Origin of the sequence: Halodesulfovibrio aestuarii DSM 17919 = ATCC 29578, assembly GCF_000384815.1 — a bacterium.
In the GTDB taxonomy this organism is placed as follows: Bacteria; Desulfobacterota; Desulfovibrionia; order Desulfovibrionales; family Desulfovibrionaceae; genus Halodesulfovibrio; species Halodesulfovibrio aestuarii.
The window spans coordinates 359,322-380,782 of sequence record NZ_ARQF01000020.1; the positions used below are offsets into that span (position 1 = coordinate 359,322).

The following is a 21,461-nucleotide window of genomic DNA, read 5'->3' on the forward strand; positions in this document are numbered from 1 at the left end:
AACTATGCTCCTTTAATGACGATGTTGTTGCCAACTTCTACTACAGTACCTGCAATCGAAGCATGAACGGTTGCACCAAGAGCGCCTTCAGGCACGGCACCGATAAGCTGACCAACAGTTACGGTATCTCCTACTTTCACCTGAGCAACAGAAGGTGCTCCAATGTGCATGCGAAGCGGGAGGCTAACCTGAGCTGGTTTGTAATCGCCTTCAAAATCAGGATGAATATTCATGTAATCAGCAATGCCGATTTTAGATGCAAGGCGCGGTACTGGAATCTTACGGTACGGACGCATTGCAGACTGCTCAGAACGGACTTCACGCGGGCCAGTGTACTGAACACCTTTTTCACGGAACTGCCCTTTCAAAGCGCTGTTGATACGACGCGGGGAAAGCCCCATTGGACAACTGAAGAGTTCGCAAACACCACATTCACAGCACATAGCTGCCTGCGTGGCTCCCATTGCTACATCCTGCCCGCCACCGAAGGCACGCATCACTTTGTGAGTTTCAAAGCTGTGTCCTACGAGATAGCGCGGGCACAACTCAGTACACATGCGGCACTGAATACAGGCGGTTGCAGCACGACGCTGCATGGTGTGAAGGTCGACCGTCGCCTGCTTATGCAGGTAGTGCCCACGAGGAAGTACAATAAGGCCACCACTGGTTTTAGTGATTACTTCATTCTCAAAAGCTGCCTGTGAATCACACATACGTCCCATCATCGGGCCGCCAAGAATGTACACAGGGTCTGAGTTGGTTGCACCACCACAGAACTCGAGGCATTCTTTAAGGCTTGTACCAAGCGGTACACGGATAACAGAAGGTTTGGCGACATCACCGGTGACAGTTAGCACCTTGTGGGTAAGCGGCTTGCCGTCCATAGCTGCTGCAACTGTGTGCAGAGTACCAACGTTAGCAACTACAGCGCCTACATCTTTAGGCAATCCCAAAGGTGGAATAGTTTTTCCGGTTATTTCATGAACCAGAATCTGCTCATCACCAGCAGGGTAGAAGTTATCGAGCTGTGCAAGCTCAAGGCCAGTACCCTCAATACCCTTAGCAAAAATTTCTGCAATTTCAGTGTATTTGCGCTTTATGCCAATAACACCACGTGTAGCCCCTGTAGCTGTAACAACAGCCTGCATGGCACGAATGATGTCAGAAGCATGGGACTTCATGATGTACTGATCTGTATGGAGCAATGGTTCACATTCACAACCATTGGCAATGACCGTATCTACTTGTGTATCGTATTTGACGTGGGCCGGAAAACCGGCCCCGCCTTCTCCGACAACACCAGCATTCTGGATCGAACGGATAAGTGTTACTTTGTCCATGACATTCTTCTTTGTGCGTTAAGGGCTACAAAGAGCGCGACTAGCGCTTAAATGGAAAAACGTCTTCCAGATCGCCGTGAGGACGAGGAATTACGTGAACCGCTACAACTTCACCGATACGCTGTGCAGCTGCTGCACCTGCGTCGGTAGCAGCTTTACAAGCAGCTACGTCACCACGAACGATTGCAGTAACAAGACCAGCACCAATCTGCTTGTAACCAACGAGCTGTACACGTGCAGCTTTTACCATTGCGTCAGAAGCTTCGATAAGAGCGGTAAGACCTTTAGTTTCGATCATTCCTAATGCGTCCATTGTATCCTCCAATTAATTAGTCAGTAACTGACGTATGTTTTACTTTGTTTGCCGGGCTAGAGGCACTGGCCTACTACAGCAACTTTATAAATATCATCTGCACTACAGCCACGGGAAAGGTCATGCCAACCAGCAGCAAACCCCTGCAAAAGCGGCCCTAATGCGGTGTACCCACCAAGCCGCTGTGCAAGCTTGTATGCAATGTTTCCAGCTTCAAGAGATGGAAATACCAATACGTTTGCCTCACCCTTAACAGGACTGTCAGGAGCCTTGGATGCTGCAACACTTGGTACAATCGCAGCATCAAGCTGCAATTCGCCATCAATAAGAAGATCAGATTCACGTTCACGGACATTTGCCAAAGCTTCCTGAACAAGAGTTACGCGATCATGCTTTGCGCTACCTTTGGTAGAGAAAGACAACATAGCAACTCTAGGTTCTTCACTAAGAAGTTTTCGGGCTTTATCCGCAGAAGCAATGGCAATATCTGCAAGTGTAGCTGCATTAGGAGCAGGTACAACACCACAGTCCGCGAATATGTAGTCCTTACCGCCTTCAGGCGCGATCATGAAAAAGAAACTAGAAACAGTTTTAAGACCTTTCTGTTTAGGCAAAATATGCAACCCTGCACGAATAACATCCCCGGTAGAGGAGAGGTTACCGGCAACACCCAGCTGTGCTTCATCGCGACGAACCAGCATCGCAGCACCAGCAAGAGGACAACGCATGGCTTTAACAGCAGCATCCATTGTCACTGGTTTGCCTTTCTTTTCGCGCATTGCGAAAAATTCGGTTGCATTTTTTTCAAGCAATGTAGGACTGGTGTGATCCACTACGGTAATACCTGTAGTGCGGATTTTTGCTTCACGCATCTTATTACGCACTGCAAAAGGAGACTGAACAAGTACAGGCTCACAAAGTCCGTCTGCCTTCAGGCGGGTGACTGCTTCGAGTACTCGTTCATCAAGACAATCCGGAAACACAACAGTCTTTGGATTCTGTCTACATGCTTCTTTACAACGTTCCAGAATACTCACATCAATCTCCGCGATTACTGGATGTTGTTTACGCAAGCGATGCGTACAGAAGAAGGGGTACTGTATGTAATATCAATACCTTCAGGGAAGTACATCATGTCGCCAGCCTTACCGATTTTGGTTTCACTGCCGATAGTAAGATGCAATTCACCATCAAGGATGATGCCAATCTCAGGAGATTCTACAGTACGGGTAAAGGAAGCACGTTCCCATTCCATGTAACCAGCCGCAAGCTTAGCATCATCACATACGCCAATAGCGTCTGCGATAAACACCTGCTCATCGAGTGGAACTGGACTGGAACCCTGCTTTTGCAAACGCTGCCCATCAATAAAGCAAACACCGTTGCTGCAAGTTGCATCCTCTACAACAGTGGCAGCTGCAGGATCACTAGTTGCGCATGCTGTTTCGCCAAGCTTTGCGGAAACAACACGACGAACAATAGCTTCAAGTACATCACTACTTGTTCCTGCCGGAAGCTTATCTCGAAGCAGCGTACAAACCTGCAGCGCTACGTCAGCTGCTTCAGAGCACTCTGGTGCTGGTGCAGCTGACGCTGCAGGAGCAACCGGAGCTTCGGCTTGTACAGGCACTGCAGCACATGCTTCAGAAGCAGGAGCACTGCAAACCTGTGCAGACGCAGCATCTTCAAGAGAAGATTCAATGAAAGTTACTCCCAGTTCCTCAGCTTTATCCTGAGCCTGTGGAGTAATAATGCATTCACAAAGAGTAAGTCTAAGGGTCTTAGTGCCATTATCAATTGCTTTGTGAACATCAGCCTCGGTGACTATCCGTTTTCCCATGCAGTACCTCCAGTGTTGGCTGTTCGTGTATGGGGCTTTCAGTCATTCGCTCAGGTTTTTCCAGGCTAAGAAAACCTGCGCTTACATATATAGAGACCTGCAAAATGAAAGCAGGCACTACGCTCTCTTGCAACAACTGTGCACAAAGAAACGCACGTCTCTACATAGTGTTAAACGGCATTTAATTACCGTGGCTGGTTAAAAATAAAGTGTTGTTTTCTGCATGTTGGAAGAGAATATACAAAGAAAAATAGTCAGGCAGAGTTTATTGTGATTTTTCGCACAAACTAAAAGCAAAACAAATTTATTTTATTTGACTTCGCACAAGATGCAAAAGCGCAGCATCTTACTATAAATATTAATGATTACTATTAGTTTGATTAAATCATTCAATTTCATACAGTTAGATTGTTCAATTTAACTAACCATTAGCAACAATCCAACTTACGCTGCACAGTTGCAACATAGCTCTATTTCGCGCAAGGCATTGCATTCCGTACAATTAAATTATTGTCTCCCACCAATGCTGCATGAACGCATCAATTTTTAACCAAAAGAAAAGCTGCACCACATCGCTAGTCAGGTGTTTTTTCATGAAAAACTTTGATTAACTAATCAATCTGCTTTGCGGAATAATTGTCGCTTTATCAATGATTCATCTGGTTACTCCCTCGCATTCAAGCATTTTCACCGTTGAGAATGCGCTTAAATATTCTTTTCACAAAGCCGCGCACACCCATTCTGGCATTCTACTTGCTGTTGCACTGTCGGCAGTATGTTACATTCTACCAATTATTTAATAACGCCATGAAGCATACTACGTATGCATCTGGCGATGGATGAAAACCCATAGGGGATTTGCAATGAACGTGATTGACTTCCGTTTCCGTCCAAACACCGCGGAAACTCTGAGCGGAATCCAGAACAGCTCTATGTTCAAAGGTCTCTGCCAGCACATCGACTTTTCAAAAATGAAAGCTCAGACCGTAGCTGAGTGTGTTCAGGATCTTACTGCTAACAACGTTGTGCGCGCTGTTATCACTGGTCGTGACTGTGAAACCACCTACGGCTCCAAAGCTAACAACCAGAGTGTTATTGACTTTGTTCAGGCTCATCCAGAGAAGTTTATCGGCTTCTTCGGTATGGATCCACACAAAGGCATGCAGGGCATCCGTGACTTGAACCACGCGGTTCAGACTTTCGGCCTTCGCGGTGCAGCTGTTGACCCGTACCTTGCTCAGCTCTACCCTAACGATGCTAAGTACTACCCAATTTATGCAAAATGTTGTGAACTCGAAATTCCTCTCGTATTCACAACTGGTCCTGCTACCCTCGTTCCTGCAGCGGTAGTTGACCACGTTGCACCTCGTTACATCGACTTTGTTGCTCGCGACTTCCCTGAGCTCAAAATCGTAATCAGTCACGGTGGCTACCCATGGGTTAACGAAGCGATCATTGTTGCTGAACGTAACAAAAACGTATTCATCGAAATTTCTGAATACGAACGTTCCCCAATGTCTGAAGCATACATTCAGGCTGCAAACACAATGATTTCTGACAAGTTGCTTTATGCTTCTGCTCACCCATTCATTGATTTCCGTCAGGCACTTCAGACCTACAGTGAACTTCCATTCACTCCTGAAGTTCGCCAGAAAGTAATGCACGACAACGCTGCTAAATTGCTTGGTCTCGAAACTGCTCCTGCAGTTGCTCCAAGTGCAGCATCTGCTGACCTCGTAAGAGATATCGTTTCCGAAGTTCTCGCACGACTCGGCAAATAGTCGTACAACGTACATTGCTTCCATATTTCCAGTCTGTGCACACCCTGTGTGCACAGACTGGAAAGTACGCTACAGCCGCACACCACATTTTTTTTAACCGGAGAGTTGGCCAGCTCCTCCTTTGATCATGCCTCTAAGGCTGTTCACCTGCTCCGGTTACATTACGGAACACTCCATTCCGAACCCTGCTGAGGTGACATAAGCGCAGGTACCACGCACGGCTATTAAGATTCTCCCCGCTTCTTCTAGCCAACATTGTCCCCTCTTCTTTCAAGCCTTGTCTGGGCACGGGAACACACTCCCTGCAAATGCCCTGATTTCCCTTGCCAGGAAATCAGGGCATTTTGTTATTCAACAAAGTTAATTCATACCTCTGCGCATACCTCACACCAGACTGCATGTAATCCAGCAGACTGACATTAATATTAATAAGCACAAAAAAAAGCACCTGACAGGAACTGCCAAGTGCTTTGCTATTCAATATCTATCTAACAGCTATAAAATTTTACGGTAGATTGCGATGATGTCTTCTTTACGCATACCGCGAGGGTTTGTAGCTGCACAAGCATCTTTCATTGCGCTTTCTGCCATAACTTCGAAGTCTTCAGGATTCACAGTTTTGCCGTATTTTTTGGCGAGCAGTGTAAGGCTGGCTGGAATACCAACGTCCTGCATGAGGTCGCGTATTGCCTGAATTACATTACTTGCAGCTTCGCGCTGAGTACGTGCAGAACCTTGCACCCCAAAAAATTCTGCCATTTCTGCAAAGCGATCCATAGCTGCAAGCATGTTAAATTCACATACATGCGGCAAGAGAATTGCGTTACATTCACCATGAGGCAGGTTCAGGTAACCACCAAGCTGGTGCGCCATCGCATGGACGTATCCAAGGCCAGCGTTATTGAAGGCCATGCCTGCCTGATACTGTGCATAGCACATTGCTTCACGAGCTTCGAGGTTGCGACCGTTGCCTACTGCACGGCGCAAGTACTTAGAAATAAGCTTAATAGCTTTTTCAGCGTTTGCATCAGTCATATGAGTTGCACCGGTAGAAACGTAAGCTTCCACTGCATGTGTGAGCGCATCAAGACCTGTCGCAGCAGTAAGACTTGGCGGCATGCCCATCATCAACTCCGGATCATCCAAGGCAATACCGGGAGTCACGCGCCAATCAACAAGAGCCATTTTAACTTTACGAGCAGTATCAGTAATGATGCAAAAACGAGTCATTTCAGATGCAGTGCCTGCGGTTGTGTTGACTGCAAGGAATGGTGGCATAGCCACGCGCGCCTTATTTACACCTTCATACTGATGAATTGTCCCACCGTTAGTTGCCACGATCCCGATACCTTTACCACAATCATGAGCGCTGCCGCCACCGAGAGTAATAATACAGTCACAACCATTAGCGACGTACTGTGCAAGCCCATCACTGACGTTTTTATCAGTCGGGTTAGGCACAGTCTCATCATAAACTGCGCACTGCATGCCGGCAGCCTGCATAAGCTGTACGATAGAAGCGGTAACTCCAAGCTGTGTCATTCCTTTATCTGTTACGAGCAAAGGCTTGGAACCTCCTAGAGACGCAAGTCTTGCTGGGATCTCTTTAACTGCGCCAGAACCGATAACTGTAACTGGCGGCATATAAAACTCGACAGGTGTGGCTGTCTGCTGAAAGCTCATCTCAAATCCTTCCGGTGATGAAAGTTGCTGTTTGCACCAAATAAAATTCAGTAAACCCTAAAAAACTTTTTATTGCTTTGCCAGAACGAGCCACTACCCCAGTGACTCATCACGCTCTTCATTCCGTTTGTTCCAGCAAGCTAAAAACAGCGATCACGCTGCATGCTTGTAATTTTGTCCGGCCAAGAGACCTTGTTCAAAATTTAACAAGCATCTTTATTAAGCAATAAATGTGCAAACAACCAACCATCGGATATGCCAATAAGTATTCGTCAGAACATAAAACATTTTACACATTGATATCAAACCCTTAGTGTGCTCAAAAAATAATATTTTTTTTCCTCCCTTCATTCTGGCACTGTGTACGTAAACAACACACTAACTTATCGGGGAATTACTTCTTCTCTATTCCCTTGTGAAACCGTTATCTCCGCCTCATTTATGCAACATGCAACACATGAGTTGCAATTATGCACCAACCTGTCTCATAAAAAGGCTCTCTGGTTCGCATCACTTTATCACCCTTATTTGTTATCTTTAAAAAAAAACGGTTACCGTACCTGGTTATCAAATTTTCTTCAAAAGAAGAGACAGCTTGTGCAATATCGCAACTATCAAAATATCAGCTCTATACGTGAAAAACTAAATACCCCAGACATGGTAGAGAGTCCTGCTCCAGTATTATCTCAAATCCACAACTCGATTTTGACAATATGATAATTTAAATTCCGGCATGTTATGCTTACTGTCTAAATAATTTGACATAGATGATTTGACCAACTAATTTTGTTAAAATTTTTATCAAATCAGCGGTGCTAACTCACTTATGCTGAGCTAGCACTTCGTTCTTCTTATGGCATAAGAGAATTCTATCCCAGCTACGGACAATCATACAAAATGAATTACAAAACCAACCTGCTCTCAGTATGGCATAATATCTCACAAGAACAAATCCACTCAGTACTTGTGGCCTTTTTTTGCCTCTACATGCTCCTTTTTGCCTTTGGCAGAATCATTATTAACATCGGCCAACTAGGCTCTCTTGTACTTCTTTGTGCGTACTATGCTAAAGGCTTTAATAACAGCAACTTAAAAAAATTCGGTGGAAAAAAGTTCTTTGCAATATTCTTTGCATACTTAGTTCTCAATGTCATATTGTCTCAATTTCCGGAAAAATCTTTTCGTGCAATTTCCGTAAACTGGTGGAAAAGCTTCGTAGTTCCATTCATTGCTATGGAACTTGTTAAATCTGAAAAGGACTTACGCAAACTAATTTTAGCATTTGCCGGTGCCGCATTTCTTCAAGGGGTAGATGGGGTTTGGCAATATTTTTCAGGAATGGATCTCATTCATCAAACCCTTTTTAATGGTAAAAGACTAACTGGCTCTATGAAAACACCTCGTGTTGGCAACTATATGGCAATCATTTTACCAGCAGCATTTGGCATACTCTATTTTGTAAAACAGCAAGGATATAGATGGGGTAAAGTCGTCTGTAGTCTTTTACTTGCTCCGGCAATTTTCTTATGGATATTCAGCCTAACACGAAGTGGATATGCAGGTGCTGGCATAGCTCTGTTCACACTTTGGGCTTTTGTCTGGCCACCCTTCCGCATTTACAGACTTGCACTCCCTGCATCTGCAGTGGGTGCCCTACTTCTATTCGGCCCTTCAAGAATATCTTTTGAACGCCTTATGCAGGATCCACGTTGGGAAATATGGTCCTACGCACTAAAAATATTTGAACATTTTCCCATATTCGGCGCAGGGTTAAAAACCTACGCCCCAGCGCGAGACTTTTTAGGACTTAAACAACACATTGCACATGCCGGCATTCCACATCCCCACAATATGTACCTGCAATTCCTTTCAGATGGTGGAGTAGTTGGTTTTACAGTGAGTGTTCTTTTTCTTTTTGGACTCCTTTATTTCGCGTTCAAAACAATCCGCCCACACATCATCAATGAAATTCAGACAAAATCTTCAGACTATTTTTGGAGATACACAGCCCTGTTCTGGGCCAGCTATCTTGCCTATTTAGGAACGGGGATATCTGCTCATGACTTTTTCCGTCCGTGGTGGCTTACCATGGGCATGGCAATGCTCGGAATTACACTTGGTGCATGCACTGCCGGGAAAAAGCAGCCGGCCTCCCGTACTTCCATTTAAATTTTAGCTAAGGATTGGTAATGAAAATAGCATTTTTCAATGCTACTACCGGTTGGGGTGGTGTAAAGACGTGGACGATTGATGTAGCTGAGGAGCTTCAAAATCTAGGGCACGACGTTGTTCTCATTGGTAAAGATGATCGATTCCGCAACCGTGCTGTTTCTAAAAATATACGAGCTTTCAACGTAAAATTTGGGGCAGACTTCAGCCCTATCAGTATTATCAAGTTTCTTTTATTTCTCCAAAAAGAACAACCTGATGCCATTATAGTTAACGTAAGCAAAGAACTCAGGACTGTTGGCATTGCCGCAAAACTACTCGGCATTCCACTTATACAAAGAATTGGCCTTCCCAAAGACATGAAACGTTGCGCGAAGGTCCAGTTGTTAGACAAAATTCTTAGGCCTCACTACTTATTCCCGTGCAACTATAACCTCGACGGAATGCTGGAGCACCTACCTTTTGTTAAAAAAGATAGAACATCCACAGTCTACACAGGTAAACCGACTCGCCCAAACCTTCTTTCTACCTCTTCTGATACGATTCAATTTGTCACAACAAGTCAGTTAAATAGAAAAAAAGGACATGCAGAACTCATGGAAGCCATGAGCCTTCTAGCTAAACAGGGCTCCCCATTCCATTGGCACATTGTAGGAACAGGCACAGAAGAAGAATTACTTAAAAAAAGATGCAGTGAATTAAACCTCTCTGAACACGTCACATGGCATGGTTGGGTTCAAAATGTTTTTCCACTCCTTGAAAAAGCTGACTGTTTTGTTCTTCCATCTTTTTTCGAAGGCCTTCCAAATACATTATTAGAGGCCATGTCTTGTGGGCTTATCCCAATAGCAAGAGATGTTGGAGGAATACATGAAGCCTGGCCACAAGGTTTTGAAGATCTGCTCATTGCAAAAGCAGAAAAAGCCAGCACATGGGCATCTCGTTTACAGGAAATTATCGAACTCCCAAAAGAGACGCTATTTCAGAAAAAACTCTCTGTTAAGCAGCACATGGAAACTAACTTTAATATTACAACTCAGGCAGCTATGCTAGCTGAAGAGATAAAACGTATCTCATAAGCAATATTCCAGTAACACAAACAACATAAAGCTACGTATACATATCACAACGTATACGTAGCTTTTCTTTTGCATGCTAACCTAAAATAGCTGAAAAAGCTTACTGCAATAAACCGTTACCCATCGTTATTTCTTTAACAAACACAATACAGCTTTTTCACGTAAAAAATCAGTTTTCTTTTAATTGTAAACGCTATCACCCTTGTATTTATAACTTTTTGTGATATGTAACCGTATAATATTTTATGAGGAGTTTATTATGAAAAAGTTGCTGTCATTTTTACTTCTTGCCCTGATGGTATTAGGCGCAAGCACTGCCTTTGCCGGTGGTAACAAAATCGTAATTGCACACCGCGGTGCTTCCGGCTATTTGCCCGAGCACACTCTTGAAGCTAAAGCTGCTGCGTATTTTATGGGAGCTGACTACCTTGAGCAGGACCTTGTTATGACCAAGGATGACCAGCTTGTAGTACTTCACGATCATTATCTTGACCGTATCACAGACGTTATGGACAAATTTCCAAATCGTTTCCGTATGGTTGACGGCGAAAAACGCTGGTTCGCAATCGACTTTACGTTAGCTGAAATTAAAACCCTTAACGTGACTGAAGGTTTTACAGTCAAAGACGGTAAAAAAGTTCAGGGATTCGGAGCCCGTTTCCCGATGTTCACATCTTCATTTGAAGTACCAACTTTTGAAGAAGAACTTCAACTCATTCAAGGCTTAAATAAATCTACCGGTAAAAATGTTGGTATTTACCCTGAAATCAAGGCTCCTTGGTTCCACCGTGCCGAAGGCAAAGACATCAGTTTGGCTGCTTTGAACATGCTTAAAAAATATGGCTACACAACTAAAGGGGATAAAGTATACCTACAGTGCTTCGATCCAAATGAGACCCGTCGCATCAGTAAAGAACTTCTTCCTAAACTTGGTATGAACATTAAAGTTGTTCAACTGATAGCTGAAACCAGTTGGAACGAAACCATGGAAAAGAAAAACGGCAAGTTCGTTCCTTACAACTACGACTGGATGTTTAAAAAAGGTGCAATGCAGCGAATTGCTGAATACGCAGACGGCATCGGCCCTTGGAAGCCAATGCTCGTGAAAGATGAATCCACCCGTAACCATCTTGTTATTACAGATATGGTTAAAGAAGCTCATGCAAACGGCATGGAAGTTCATCCTTACACCTTCCGTCTTGATAACGGTCGTATTCCTGCATATGCTGCAAGCTTTGAAGACATGCTCGACATTTTCTACTACACAGTAGATGTAGACGGTGTCTTCACTGACTACGCAGACCGTGCTGTCAACTTCTTGCGCCGCGCTGAATACCAGCGTCAGGGATTATAAGTTTGTCGTAAAGGCAAACACTCTCCCAAAGACAATAGCATAAATAAAGCCCGCCTCAATTGAGGCGGGCTTTTCTATTCCATTATAATGCAATATGGTTAACTCACGAAGCAGCGTTCTGCTTTACAACAAAACCTCCCCCCATAAGAACCACGCACCAAATATCTATTACTTATCCAATGCCAGTTTGATATCACGCAATCTATTTGCTGTAATATCAAGCTTAGATGCCAATGCCTGCACCTGATTCGGAAGCATTGAATCACCATTTTTATTACCGCCAGCAAATACATACAAAGGATTAAAGCTGGCAATAGTATCAAGCGTCTCCAAAGCAACGGCAACATTCTGCTCACCACCGCGATTCATCAACTCAGGGTATGCCAGAGTTACAGTATTCAGCACGTCACGCACAACCAGACAGACCCCCTTAGCGAAGTAGATAGCATCATCAGCTTCAAAATGAGAATCAACACCAGTTTTTAAACGAGACTGCGGCATTTCAATAAGTGATTCCAGAGTGTCAATAAGAGTATACAGATCATCAGTCTTAACATTGAACACAGCCTTGCCGTTTTCAACATCTTCCAAGTATGAATTAATAGACTGAATACCTTCCTTGTATCTGCTCTCTGATGATGCAAACATCCAAACGTCTTCAGCATACGGGAAGGATGATGTCTGTGCTTTCAGTAAATGTTTATTTATTTCTTCACCGGAACCACTACGTGCGAAATGAGTGGTGTAGACATTAATAACACCGCGAGTCGCAAAAATAATCCCTCGCTGAAGATTCTTTTTATTATCGAACCACGAAGTAGGAGAAATCATTAAGTCGTTAGGCACCCAGCCAATAGCCGAATTATTCAGTTCTCTGTCCAACGAGAAATAAGCAGCCTTAAAAACTAACGGCGCAATATCTGCATCGCTTTTAATTTCGCCTGTAACCGGCATTACAGGCTGTTCTGCTACCTGAGCACGAATTCCAAGAATGCTGACACCTATACCAAAAATCAAAAAAATCAGTACTACTATTAAAGACCTTGAACCACTTTTACTGTGAAAAAGCTGTTTCAAGGAGGCAATTCCTATGCGTGACATTTAGGGTCTCCTCGTATGACTATTTAAAAACTTTGCGTTCAATTTCTATATGCTAAGTTAAATTATTACTTCTTGTCCACAAGATCTAAATATACCAAAAAGCACAGCGTCCCTTTATCTGGTGCATATGATTGGGCCTCATCTCTTCTAACATCGTATTTACATACACAACATCTCTGTTATGCTAAATCAGATACCTTTCTACCCGACGTATAGATGCATAGTGGAGGCATCCTATGAAGCATTTCCAATTACCGACTGGAGAAAAAATACCAGCGTTAGGACTTGGCACCTACCTTAGTCCACCAGAAAAAATAGAGCGCGCTATCCTGTCGGCTCTTGATGCTGGGTACAGACACATAGATTGTGCCGCAATTTACGGTAATGAAAAGCACATTGGTGCCGTATTAAAAAAAGCATTCAACCAATATCCACGTAAAGATTTATGGATCACCTCAAAACTCTGGTGTGACGCTCATAAACCGGAAGATGTACTTCCTGCTCTCACACGGACTCTTGAAGATCTCGGACTGGACTATCTGGATTTGTACCTCATACATTGGCCGGTCGCATTAAAACGCGGAGTAGAACTTCCTGAAACAAAAGAAGATTACCTTACGCTGGAAGAAGTACCGCTACGTACTACATGGCGCGCCATGGAAGATTGCGCTGATCGAGGGATTGTCCGAAATATCGGCGTAAGCAATTTCAGCACAAAAAAACTTACAACACTACTCTCCACTGCCGCCATTCCTCCTGCTGTCAACCAAATCGAAATGCATCCTTACCAGCAACAACGGGTACAAGTTGCCTTTGCTAAAAAGCACGACATTACCCTCACAGCATATTGCCCACTCGGCTCCGTGGGAGAGGCTAGGACAACACGAAAAGGCTGCACGCCTCCGCCTCTGCTCAAACATCCCCTCATTATGACGATTGCAAAAAAGCATGGAAGTACTGCGGCTCAAGTACTGATCGCCTGGCTTTTGAAACAAGACATTGTTGCAATTCCAAAATCTGTTACTCCGGAAAGAATCCAAGAAAACTTCAAAGGCTCAGAATTATCTTTAGACGCGAATGACATGAGAGTTATCGCAGAGCTAGACATGGGAGCACGTATTATCGACGGAAAAGTGTTCACACTCCACAACTCGCCGTACACCTTTGAAAACTTGTGGGATGGAGAATGCTAAGCCCTAATGCCTGTAACCGTATGCACAGTAACCTCCGGAGGAACTGTAAGACGCATCGGCGGCCCCCAGAATCCGGTTCCCGTGCTCACATACAACCTGCTTCCATCAACACAGTGCATCCCTTTTACATAGGGCTGGAATAAATGCACCGCGTACGTCCATGGAAAGTATTGTCCACCATGTGTATGACCTGAAAGCTGTATATCAAATTTTGCCTTACTAGCTTCAAAAATACTTTTAGGCTGGTGTGCCAGCAGGATAGAAAGATCATGTTCCGGTGCACCGGCTTTTGCAGCAAACGGATCAGAAACATATTGTTCACCAAATCGTTCGCCATGATAATCCCAGACACCTGCCATTAAAAGCTTACCTTCTCCTTTGCGTACAAGAGTATGCTCATTATTCAGCACAGTAAAATTAAGTGCCCGCAGTTGTTCGACCCAACCATCAACACCGGAATAAAATTCATGATTACCGGTCACAAAAAAATTCCCTAATGGTGCTTCAAACTTGAGCAATGCATCGAGTTCTTTTCCAACACGAGAGACTCTGCCATCTATAGCATCTCCAGTAAGTACAAATACGTCAGGACGTAACGCTTCAATCTGTACCATCAATGCATTAAGCCATTTCCCATCCAATATCGATCCAACATGTAAATCGGAAATTTGGACAATTCGCAACCCTTCCAAATCAGAGTGCAATCCTGCAATTCGTAATACGTTTTGTTTCACAAGAGGAGTCGCAAACGCCTCCTTTACGGAAAGTGACATTGTAGGAAGCACAGCCGCCATGACAACCGCATTGCCTGCGTTGTGCAAAAAAGCGCGACGGGCTCCATCAACAGGTCTTCTCTTGCTTGTTACAATACGCCCTCCCAACTGCACCACCTCTTTTACAAAAAGGAATGGGATAGTAAGAGATATAAACCCTAACGATAAATAGCCTACCCATCGCAATGTATCGTGAATCTCAACAGGAAGCCCTTCTTCACGAACAACTGCCCGGGTAACGTAATAAATAACCAAGGCAATAAACAAACCAACAGCAAGCACAATCTTGGTAGACCGACGTACAGTAAGCGGAACAATCATTCGCCAACAAACAATTGCCCAAAGAACAAACAGAACTGATGTCATCACTATTGAAAAATACGTCATTTGATCTTTCACCCTACCCCCAGCGATACCTGTGTAGCAGCACTCGCTGCTAACACCTTTTGAATCTAGGCAATTCGTACAGAGACACAAAAACATCGTACATACGGCTGTTAGGAAAAACTACATGAACGACTTTGAACTTTCTAGAGCCTTGTTTCTTGCAAAGAGTTTATCATCGCATATTATCTACTATTTCTATGGAATATCCAGCAAAAAAACAGGCTCCTTCTTGCTAAAAAAAGAGCCTGTTTTTTGCTGAATAACCACGTACCGTTTATAGCGGTGTCTAGCTTTAAGATTCTGCGCATCAGGTTCGGGCTAACTGATTTTTCCCCAACATGATAGCAACACAATAAACTACCCCCAAAGCAAGCACGAGCTCTACAGTTCGCAACGCAATCAAATCTAAGCCAAAATTATTTCCATATTTACCAATGTACAATTGAAAAGGAACCAGAATTCCCAACACGGCATCGTTGTGTATTGAACGTTCCACAGGATCAGGACACTCACACCATTTCATCAAGGTAAATACCAACCCAAACGAGACAAGAAAGAACGTTGCAACATTAATTTCAGTCCCCATAAATAGAATAGAAAGAAACATTGCACTACAGCAGCCACCAACCTGTGTAATAATTCTTTTTTCCACTTCTTTCTTCATATGCCCATATGTTGGTTGCATAACGGATGTTATAACAGGGACTAAACAAAATGTTGCACTAGTCACTTCATTGAGCATTAAAAATGCGAGGCCGCCCCCTACAAGAATCAATATTTTAAGACGCTCCGCACCTGAAACAGGTAACGTCACAACAGGCGTTTGTATTTTCTTCAATTTAATGGGCAATAGTAGATTCACCAAATACGCAATAGCAGAAGCCAAAAAAATGCTCACAAGAAGATCACGTATGAGATCTGGCACAACCAGAACGAAGTCACTACTGTTAGCAAAGGTATCAATAAAAATAACATTAAATAGCGGAAAGATAGCTGATCTTGCTTTTACGCTAGTGTCAGTCTTTTTTCTAATATGATCAAAATATACAACCGACAATGTCCAGATAATAAATGGATGCGCAGAGAAAATTTGGTTAACAAAGGAAGCCCCAACCGCAGCCAAAAAAGAAGGGGCTAATATTCTTAGCATGACCGGTAATCTGTTAACAGGACAATTATTCGCTATAATTATCCCGTATAATACCAAAAAAATTCCAACTTGCAGGTGTAAAACTTTGCTCAGAACAAGACACAACGCGATTATAAGTGTTTTTCTTATTATTTCAAACACATAAATACCATCAATACACAAATCTAAACAAGCTCAAAAGTCTCATCCACGCATCAGAAACAACCGTAGCTCCCCCGCTTCCTCTCACCATAAGACTCGCACGACTGCCTGCAATAATGTGTATGTCAAACGTATCGGGAACAATACGGACTCGTATTTTTTGCTGAGGACGTATCCATCTTGTTTCATTTCCTATTTCACCTAATCGACTGCGCTGACTGATACCTGAACTGATAGCGTGATCGATAGATATGATTCTGCCCCTGAACACCTTATTAGGAATTGCATCATACACAATATTTACTTGTTCATTAACAGCCAAGGCAGACAAGCCTTTCTCTGCAAAATCCCCTTCGATCCACTGTACCCCCTTCACCAGATGCACTATCGGTGCTGTTGTAGACGCGTACATCCCTTTGGAAAAAGTAAGGTTTGTCACTATTCCGGAATCGTTAGCCCGGACTTTTGTCCTTTCTAAATTCAAAGAAGCCATTTTAACATCTGACCTTGCAGACAGCACTGCGGCACGGGTAATGGCCTCTTTGCTCATCGCATTATCCAACTCTTCTTCGCTAACAAATGCACGCGCCGCTAATGGTTTGATACGGTTAACATGCTGTACCGCCTCATCATATTCACTTTGTCTTTGAAAAAGCACAGCTTCTGCTTTTTCTTTTGCAATTTCATATTGCTCAGGATCAATACAAACAAGTACATCCCCGCGTTTTACAAACTCCCCCTCTTGTATCTCTATACTTTTTATGTACCCGTTCACTTCCGGCATCACATCAATGGAAATCGTTTTTACCGTGGCCTGTGTCGTAAACGGCAACATGTTATCACTAACCACAAAAAATACGCTCAATGCCAAAGCTAAAAACAATGTAATTCTAGTTATATGCGCATATACTGAATCTTTCATCGTTCCACACTCATCACTGAATCGATTATTTTCTTTGTTTCATCATCATGGAATACTCTAGTATATTTTTTTGCCTCAGCGCATCCCAGAATAATCACGATGGTACGAGTACGAGTTTTAGGGTCATTCCACCAATTAAACAGGGTGCTTCTCCCAAATCCACTCATACGTATTACTTCGGTCAGCTTAATATGGTGCCGTTTGGCAAACTCACTAGCTTTCATAAGTCCTCATATTGGATGTTTATTGCTTTTAAAGTCCCCCTGATAGACTTGTTGACTTTCAAATGTCAACCTGTCCCATGCCACATATGATTTTCTACAAGCAGGAAAAGACATCCTATAATCAGCTCATATGGTATGAACTTAGCGACTAGGCACTGAGAATGAACACAAAAAAAGAGGCTCTTTCCAAAAGAAAAGAACCTCTTTTTCAGGTATTATTGACAGGTTACATACAATTAATCCTGTTTCAAAGTCTGAATAACACCATTCAATTCATCAGACAGACGAGCCAACGTTGCCATTGTCCTCGCAGAATCACTGGCCGAGGAGGCCATTTGGCCAGCCAACGTTGTTACTTCCTCTACACTTGCATTAATTTCTTCACTGCTAGCGGACTGCTCTTCCGATGCCGTGGCGATAACACGTACCATGTCAGTGGAGCTTTCAATCATTGTAGTCATGTTCACCAATGAATCGCCTGCTTCCTTCGCAAGACTGGTACAGTTCACAACCACATCTGTTGTCTGCTTCATGGCTTCAATATTCTGACTTGTTCCCTGCTGAATAGCTGAAACAGCCTGTTCAACTTCTGATGTGGCGTGCATCGTTTTTTCTGCAAGCTTGCGGACTTCATCAGCAACAACTGCAAATCCACGTCCTGCCTCTCCTGCACGGGCAGCTTCAATAGCTGCATTTAATGCAAGCAAGTTTGTCTGGTCTGCAATGTCCGAAATCACGTCCATAATCTGACCAATACCCTGTGCTTTTTCGCCGAGTGAGCCAAGGCTGTTCATCATTTTTTCAGATCGACTTGCCACATCATCAATAGCTTTCACAACCTCCATTACAGAGTCAGCCTCATGTATCACGCTTTCACGCATTACTTCAGAGTGCTGAGCTGCATCAGATGCATTACGAGCAACTTCCATTACAGCAGTATTCATCTGCACCATAGCCGTTGCAGTTTCTCCGCTGCGTGCAGCCTGCCGTTCTGTCCCAAGTCTGGTCTGTTCAACAAGCGCTGTTAATTCCTCTGAGACAGAACCAATATTCTCAACAATAGACTCGAGCTGCCCAGCTGCGTGGTTCAGCCCTTCTTTACGGGCAACTTCAGCCTGAGCTTGAGCCTCGGCAGCCGTTTGCAGAGCTTCATTTGCTCGTGCTGTCTGTTTTTCAGCCTCTTCTGTTTTACTATCTGCCATCTGAATAGAGCTCACAAGACTAGCTACCATTTCCTTCAGCGCAAGATGCAGATCCAAAATTTCACCTGAGAATTCAGCATCAGGTTGAACATTTGAATACTCACCCTTGCTTACTTCTTTTGCAAAGTGAATAACTCTGTAAAGAGGCTTTACCGTACGCAAAACAAACAAATATGCTATTAATCCAATAAGTAATGTCACACACACACCTGAAACAACAGTAACCATCAGGCTATATTTGGCCGCTTCAAGGACTTCACTTTCATTTTTTATAACAAGTAATTTATGGCCGGTTGCAGGTACAGAATGCATACGAACAAGCTGCGTACCGCTCTCAGCTTCAATCTCGTACATGCCATCCTGTTTTGCCGCTAATGAGTCTAACGCCTTGTTCCCGGTAGAGCCAATGCGTTTCATAATAAGATGTTCATCCCCAGGGGCTGCAAGCACAGTTCCATCATTTTCAAGCAACAGTACCCGACCTGTTTCACCAATTTTAATATCCTTCATCAGTGTTACAAGCATAGAAAGCTGAACATCAACAGCAATGACACCAAGTACTTTCCCTTGTTGATTACGCACAACAGTCATGGTGCTTGCCACAGGCATACCGGAAGTACTCTGATAAGCCTTAGAAATAGCCGAACCGGAAGAAGAGGCTACTGCTGTTTTATACCAAGGACGCTGGCGAGGATCATATTGCGCCGGCAACACTGTTGGCTCGGACATAATAAAGCCACCAGTGTTACTGCCATAATATACTAACTCATAACTTGTATGTGAGGCTTGTGCATTGGAGAATGCTCCTGCCAGACGATGTTCAGATTGTGTCAGATCGTTAAAGGCAAAATGAATTTCAGACTGAATCGTATTGTTATAGGTAAATGTTCCTGTAACGTCTTGCAGATCCTTAAGTAACGCCAATTCTTTCGTTGTATTAATCGCATCGGCGAAAAAACTGGTTACGATATGCTCAACAAGGGTCGCATCTGTTTTTGACGACAGTTCATACGATTTAATAGCGTCCTCGCGCACAATAACATTTGAAAAAATAAGAACCAACGCAACCGACACTAACGAAGCTGTCATCACTAAAGCCGTGACCTTGGCTTTGATACTTTTAAACATATCCCCCCCATAAAAATTGCATACATGAACAATAAAAAGATAATTTTAGCATATAAGATCAACTTACCATTCTAATTTTACTTTTTTCACAAGCAAAGCGTTCTCCACATTACTCTAAATAAAATTTTATATGATACTTGTCTCTTCAACTATTTCGGCAATACGGGGTGAAAACTTAATTTAAAAAAGAAAACAACAGCCAATACATACCTACTGACGTGTCTTGACACTCAAAAATTAAAAAACATCAATCGCAACTCCATCAACAAGAGAAAAGTTCATCTCTCAGAAAAAGTTATAATCAACTGGCTGTATCCAAAGTACAAAAAACTTTTTGATCATATTCAACCTCATTCTCTTCTTTACAAAGGCAGGAACATGTGTGATTTAAATGTGTGGCGGTACGCCAAAAACTTAACCACATATAACCAACATATTTTTCAATGCTCAATGCCATCCGCGCTCGTCGCATCCTACCTATGGAAGGCCATAACACTTCCTCCCGAACAGATTCGGGATATTACTCTTTTCCAGATGTCATTGAAGACGGCGTTATCGTCCACAACAGTTCAACTATTGTGGACGTTCTTTCGTTCAATGCCTTTTCAAAAAAGTACACTCTCAAAGCGGAAGATCTGGGCGATGTAACACTGGCACCAGCTCTCATTAACTGCCATAACCATCTGGAGCTTGCCCATCTAAAAGGTAAAGCAACATTTGGTGAAGGGTTTGAGACATGGATTGATTCAGCTCTGCCACACATGGCAACTCCAGTTACTGCTCTAAGCCTTGAATCCGCCGTGTCTGAAATGGCAAAAACTGGCACTGCTCATATCGCAGATGTTAACGGACGCGCACCTAAAGCTGTGTACGATGCCGTTACTGCATATAACCTCAGCTGCCATATTCAGTTTGAAGTGTTCGGCTATAATTTTCCCAATATTGCCACCGGAACCTTATGTCCCGAGGACTTATTCTCCTCCACTGCTGCGACATTGCCAAACGAAGCCAAAAAACGATGGATGACTCTTTCCGGTCACGCTCTCTATTCAACCAGTCCTGATGCATTGGTTGTTGCTAAACAATGGTGCCGCTCTCATGAGCGGTATTTTTCTATCCATCTTTCAGAGCATCTAGGTGAAGATGAGTTGCTAACCAAGGGAACCGGCCGCTTTAGAGAACAACTTTCACGCCGAGTTCTCCCCAAGGACTTTACTCCGCCTAAAATGCGTGCAGTACCATATGCGAAGCATCTTGGGTTACTTGATGAATCTACTCTTGCCGTCCACTGCGTCCACTGCACACAGGAAGACATCAATATTCTTCAGGAAAGCGGGACAACTGTGTGCCTGTGCCCACGCTCCAATGAACTTATCGGAGTAGGCACCGCACCAGTACGCAATTTTCTAGAAGCAGGCCTTCAACTGACCCTCGGTACAGACAGCCTTGCTTCAAACCATGACCTCAACCTTTGGAATGAAGCGCGCTACCTGCGCGATAATTTCGATATACCTACCGGTGCATTGTTACGCATGCTTACTATTGCAGGCGCCAAAGCACTGGGCATTACGAATGAATTAGGAACATTGTCGAAAGGCAAACGGTTCCACTACGCTATTTTGCCGGAAGACTTTTAGTCTTCCAATCATCATGGGCTTTGCCCGCAAACCAGAGAAAATGA

General features: G+C 43.6%; 18 protein-coding genes. 6 read left to right on the plus strand and 12 right to left on the minus strand.

Annotated elements, in window-relative coordinates:
- Positions 1-2: 2 nt before the first annotated feature.
- From F461_RS0107655 to F461_RS0107670, 4 genes are read right to left on the minus strand one after another with little or no spacing between them, the layout of a single operon-like run.
- Positions 3-1,340, minus strand: coding sequence for a 4Fe-4S dicluster domain-containing protein (locus F461_RS0107655; protein ID WP_020000566.1), 1,338 nt, complete (start codon positions 1,338-1,340; stop codon positions 3-5).
- A 40-nt stretch (positions 1,341-1,380) separates the two neighbouring features.
- The gene (gene eutM, locus F461_RS0107660) at positions 1,381-1,653 is read right to left on the minus strand and encodes an ethanolamine utilization microcompartment protein EutM (RefSeq protein WP_020000567.1); all 273 of its coding nucleotides are present in this window, start codon (positions 1,651-1,653) and stop codon (positions 1,381-1,383) included.
- Between the two features lie 56 nt (positions 1,654-1,709).
- Positions 1,710-2,690: a phosphate acetyltransferase gene (gene pta, locus F461_RS0107665; RefSeq protein ID WP_020000568.1), complete on the minus strand. Its 981-nt coding sequence runs from the start codon at positions 2,688-2,690 to the stop codon at positions 1,710-1,712.
- A gap of 14 nt (positions 2,691-2,704) precedes the next feature.
- Positions 2,705-3,493 (minus strand): cupin domain-containing protein, encoded by a 789-nt coding sequence (locus F461_RS0107670; RefSeq protein WP_020000569.1) that lies wholly within the window; start codon positions 3,491-3,493, stop codon positions 2,705-2,707.
- An 863-nt stretch (positions 3,494-4,356) separates the two neighbouring features.
- On the opposite strand from F461_RS0107670, the gene F461_RS0107675 reads away from it, so the two are divergent.
- On the plus strand, positions 4,357-5,274 hold the full coding sequence (locus F461_RS0107675; protein ID WP_020000570.1) for an amidohydrolase family protein: 918 nt from the start codon (positions 4,357-4,359) through the stop codon (positions 5,272-5,274).
- A 133-nt stretch (positions 5,275-5,407) separates the two neighbouring features.
- Here F461_RS0107675 and F461_RS19170 read toward each other — a convergent pair whose 3' ends face one another.
- Both F461_RS19170 and F461_RS0107680 read right to left on the minus strand, forming a co-directional pair.
- On the minus strand, positions 5,408-5,563 hold the full coding sequence (locus tag F461_RS19170) for a hypothetical protein (protein ID WP_155881386.1): 156 nt from the start codon (positions 5,561-5,563) through the stop codon (positions 5,408-5,410).
- Positions 5,564-5,769: 206 nt separating this feature from the next.
- Entirely contained in the window at positions 5,770-6,957 is a 1,188-nt protein-coding gene (locus F461_RS0107680; protein ID WP_020000571.1) for an iron-containing alcohol dehydrogenase, read from the minus strand.
- An 897-nt stretch (positions 6,958-7,854) separates the two neighbouring features.
- Between F461_RS0107680 and F461_RS17420 the strand changes: the two genes are divergently transcribed.
- The 3 genes from F461_RS17420 (at position 7,855) to glpQ (ending at position 11,559) form a co-directional block, all read left to right on the plus strand.
- Complete coding sequence (locus tag F461_RS17420) at positions 7,855-9,126, plus strand: O-antigen ligase family protein (RefSeq protein WP_020000572.1); 1,272 nt, start codon at positions 7,855-7,857, stop codon at positions 9,124-9,126.
- 20 nt (positions 9,127-9,146) lie between these two features.
- Entirely contained in the window at positions 9,147-10,205 is a 1,059-nt protein-coding gene (locus F461_RS17425) for a glycosyltransferase (protein ID WP_020000573.1), read from the plus strand.
- Between the two features lie 259 nt (positions 10,206-10,464).
- Entirely contained in the window at positions 10,465-11,559 is a 1,095-nt protein-coding gene (glpQ, locus tag F461_RS0107695; protein WP_020000574.1) for a glycerophosphodiester phosphodiesterase, read from the plus strand.
- Between the two features lie 168 nt (positions 11,560-11,727).
- On the opposite strand, the gene F461_RS0107700 is transcribed toward glpQ, so the two are convergent.
- Positions 11,728-12,660 (minus strand): DUF2333 family protein, encoded by a 933-nt coding sequence (locus F461_RS0107700; protein ID WP_020000575.1) that lies wholly within the window; start codon positions 12,658-12,660, stop codon positions 11,728-11,730.
- A 236-nt stretch (positions 12,661-12,896) separates the two neighbouring features.
- On the opposite strand from F461_RS0107700, the gene F461_RS0107705 reads away from it, so the two are divergent.
- On the plus strand, positions 12,897-13,853 hold the full coding sequence (locus F461_RS0107705; RefSeq protein ID WP_020000576.1) for an aldo/keto reductase: 957 nt from the start codon (positions 12,897-12,899) through the stop codon (positions 13,851-13,853).
- Here F461_RS0107705 and F461_RS0107710 read toward each other — a convergent pair.
- From F461_RS0107710 to F461_RS0107730, 5 genes are all read right to left on the minus strand, one after another.
- Positions 13,850-15,013 (minus strand): metallophosphoesterase, encoded by a 1,164-nt coding sequence (locus F461_RS0107710; RefSeq protein ID WP_026364685.1) that lies wholly within the window; start codon positions 15,011-15,013, stop codon positions 13,850-13,852. The genes F461_RS0107705 and F461_RS0107710 overlap by 4 nt on opposite strands.
- 307 nt (positions 15,014-15,320) lie before the next feature.
- Positions 15,321-16,304 (minus strand): DUF2955 domain-containing protein, encoded by a 984-nt coding sequence (locus F461_RS0107715; RefSeq protein ID WP_026364686.1) that lies wholly within the window; start codon positions 16,302-16,304, stop codon positions 15,321-15,323.
- A gap of 10 nt (positions 16,305-16,314) precedes the next feature.
- Positions 16,315-17,226, minus strand: a complete 912-nt coding sequence (locus F461_RS17430) for an efflux RND transporter periplasmic adaptor subunit (RefSeq protein WP_020000580.1) — start codon at positions 17,224-17,226, stop codon at positions 16,315-16,317.
- Entirely contained in the window at positions 17,223-17,450 is a 228-nt protein-coding gene (locus F461_RS0107725; RefSeq protein ID WP_020000581.1) for a hypothetical protein, read from the minus strand. The genes F461_RS17430 and F461_RS0107725 overlap by 4 nt, the downstream gene beginning before the upstream one ends.
- Positions 17,451-17,686: 236 nt before the next feature.
- Positions 17,687-19,780 (minus strand): methyl-accepting chemotaxis protein, encoded by a 2,094-nt coding sequence (locus F461_RS0107730; RefSeq protein WP_020000582.1) that lies wholly within the window; start codon positions 19,778-19,780, stop codon positions 17,687-17,689.
- A gap of 443 nt (positions 19,781-20,223) precedes the next feature.
- Here F461_RS0107730 and F461_RS0107735 point away from each other — a divergent pair, with 443 nt between their 5' ends.
- Positions 20,224-21,417, plus strand: a complete 1,194-nt coding sequence (locus F461_RS0107735; RefSeq protein ID WP_020000583.1) for an amidohydrolase family protein — start codon at positions 20,224-20,226, stop codon at positions 21,415-21,417.
- The last annotated feature ends 44 nt before the right edge of the window (positions 21,418-21,461 follow it).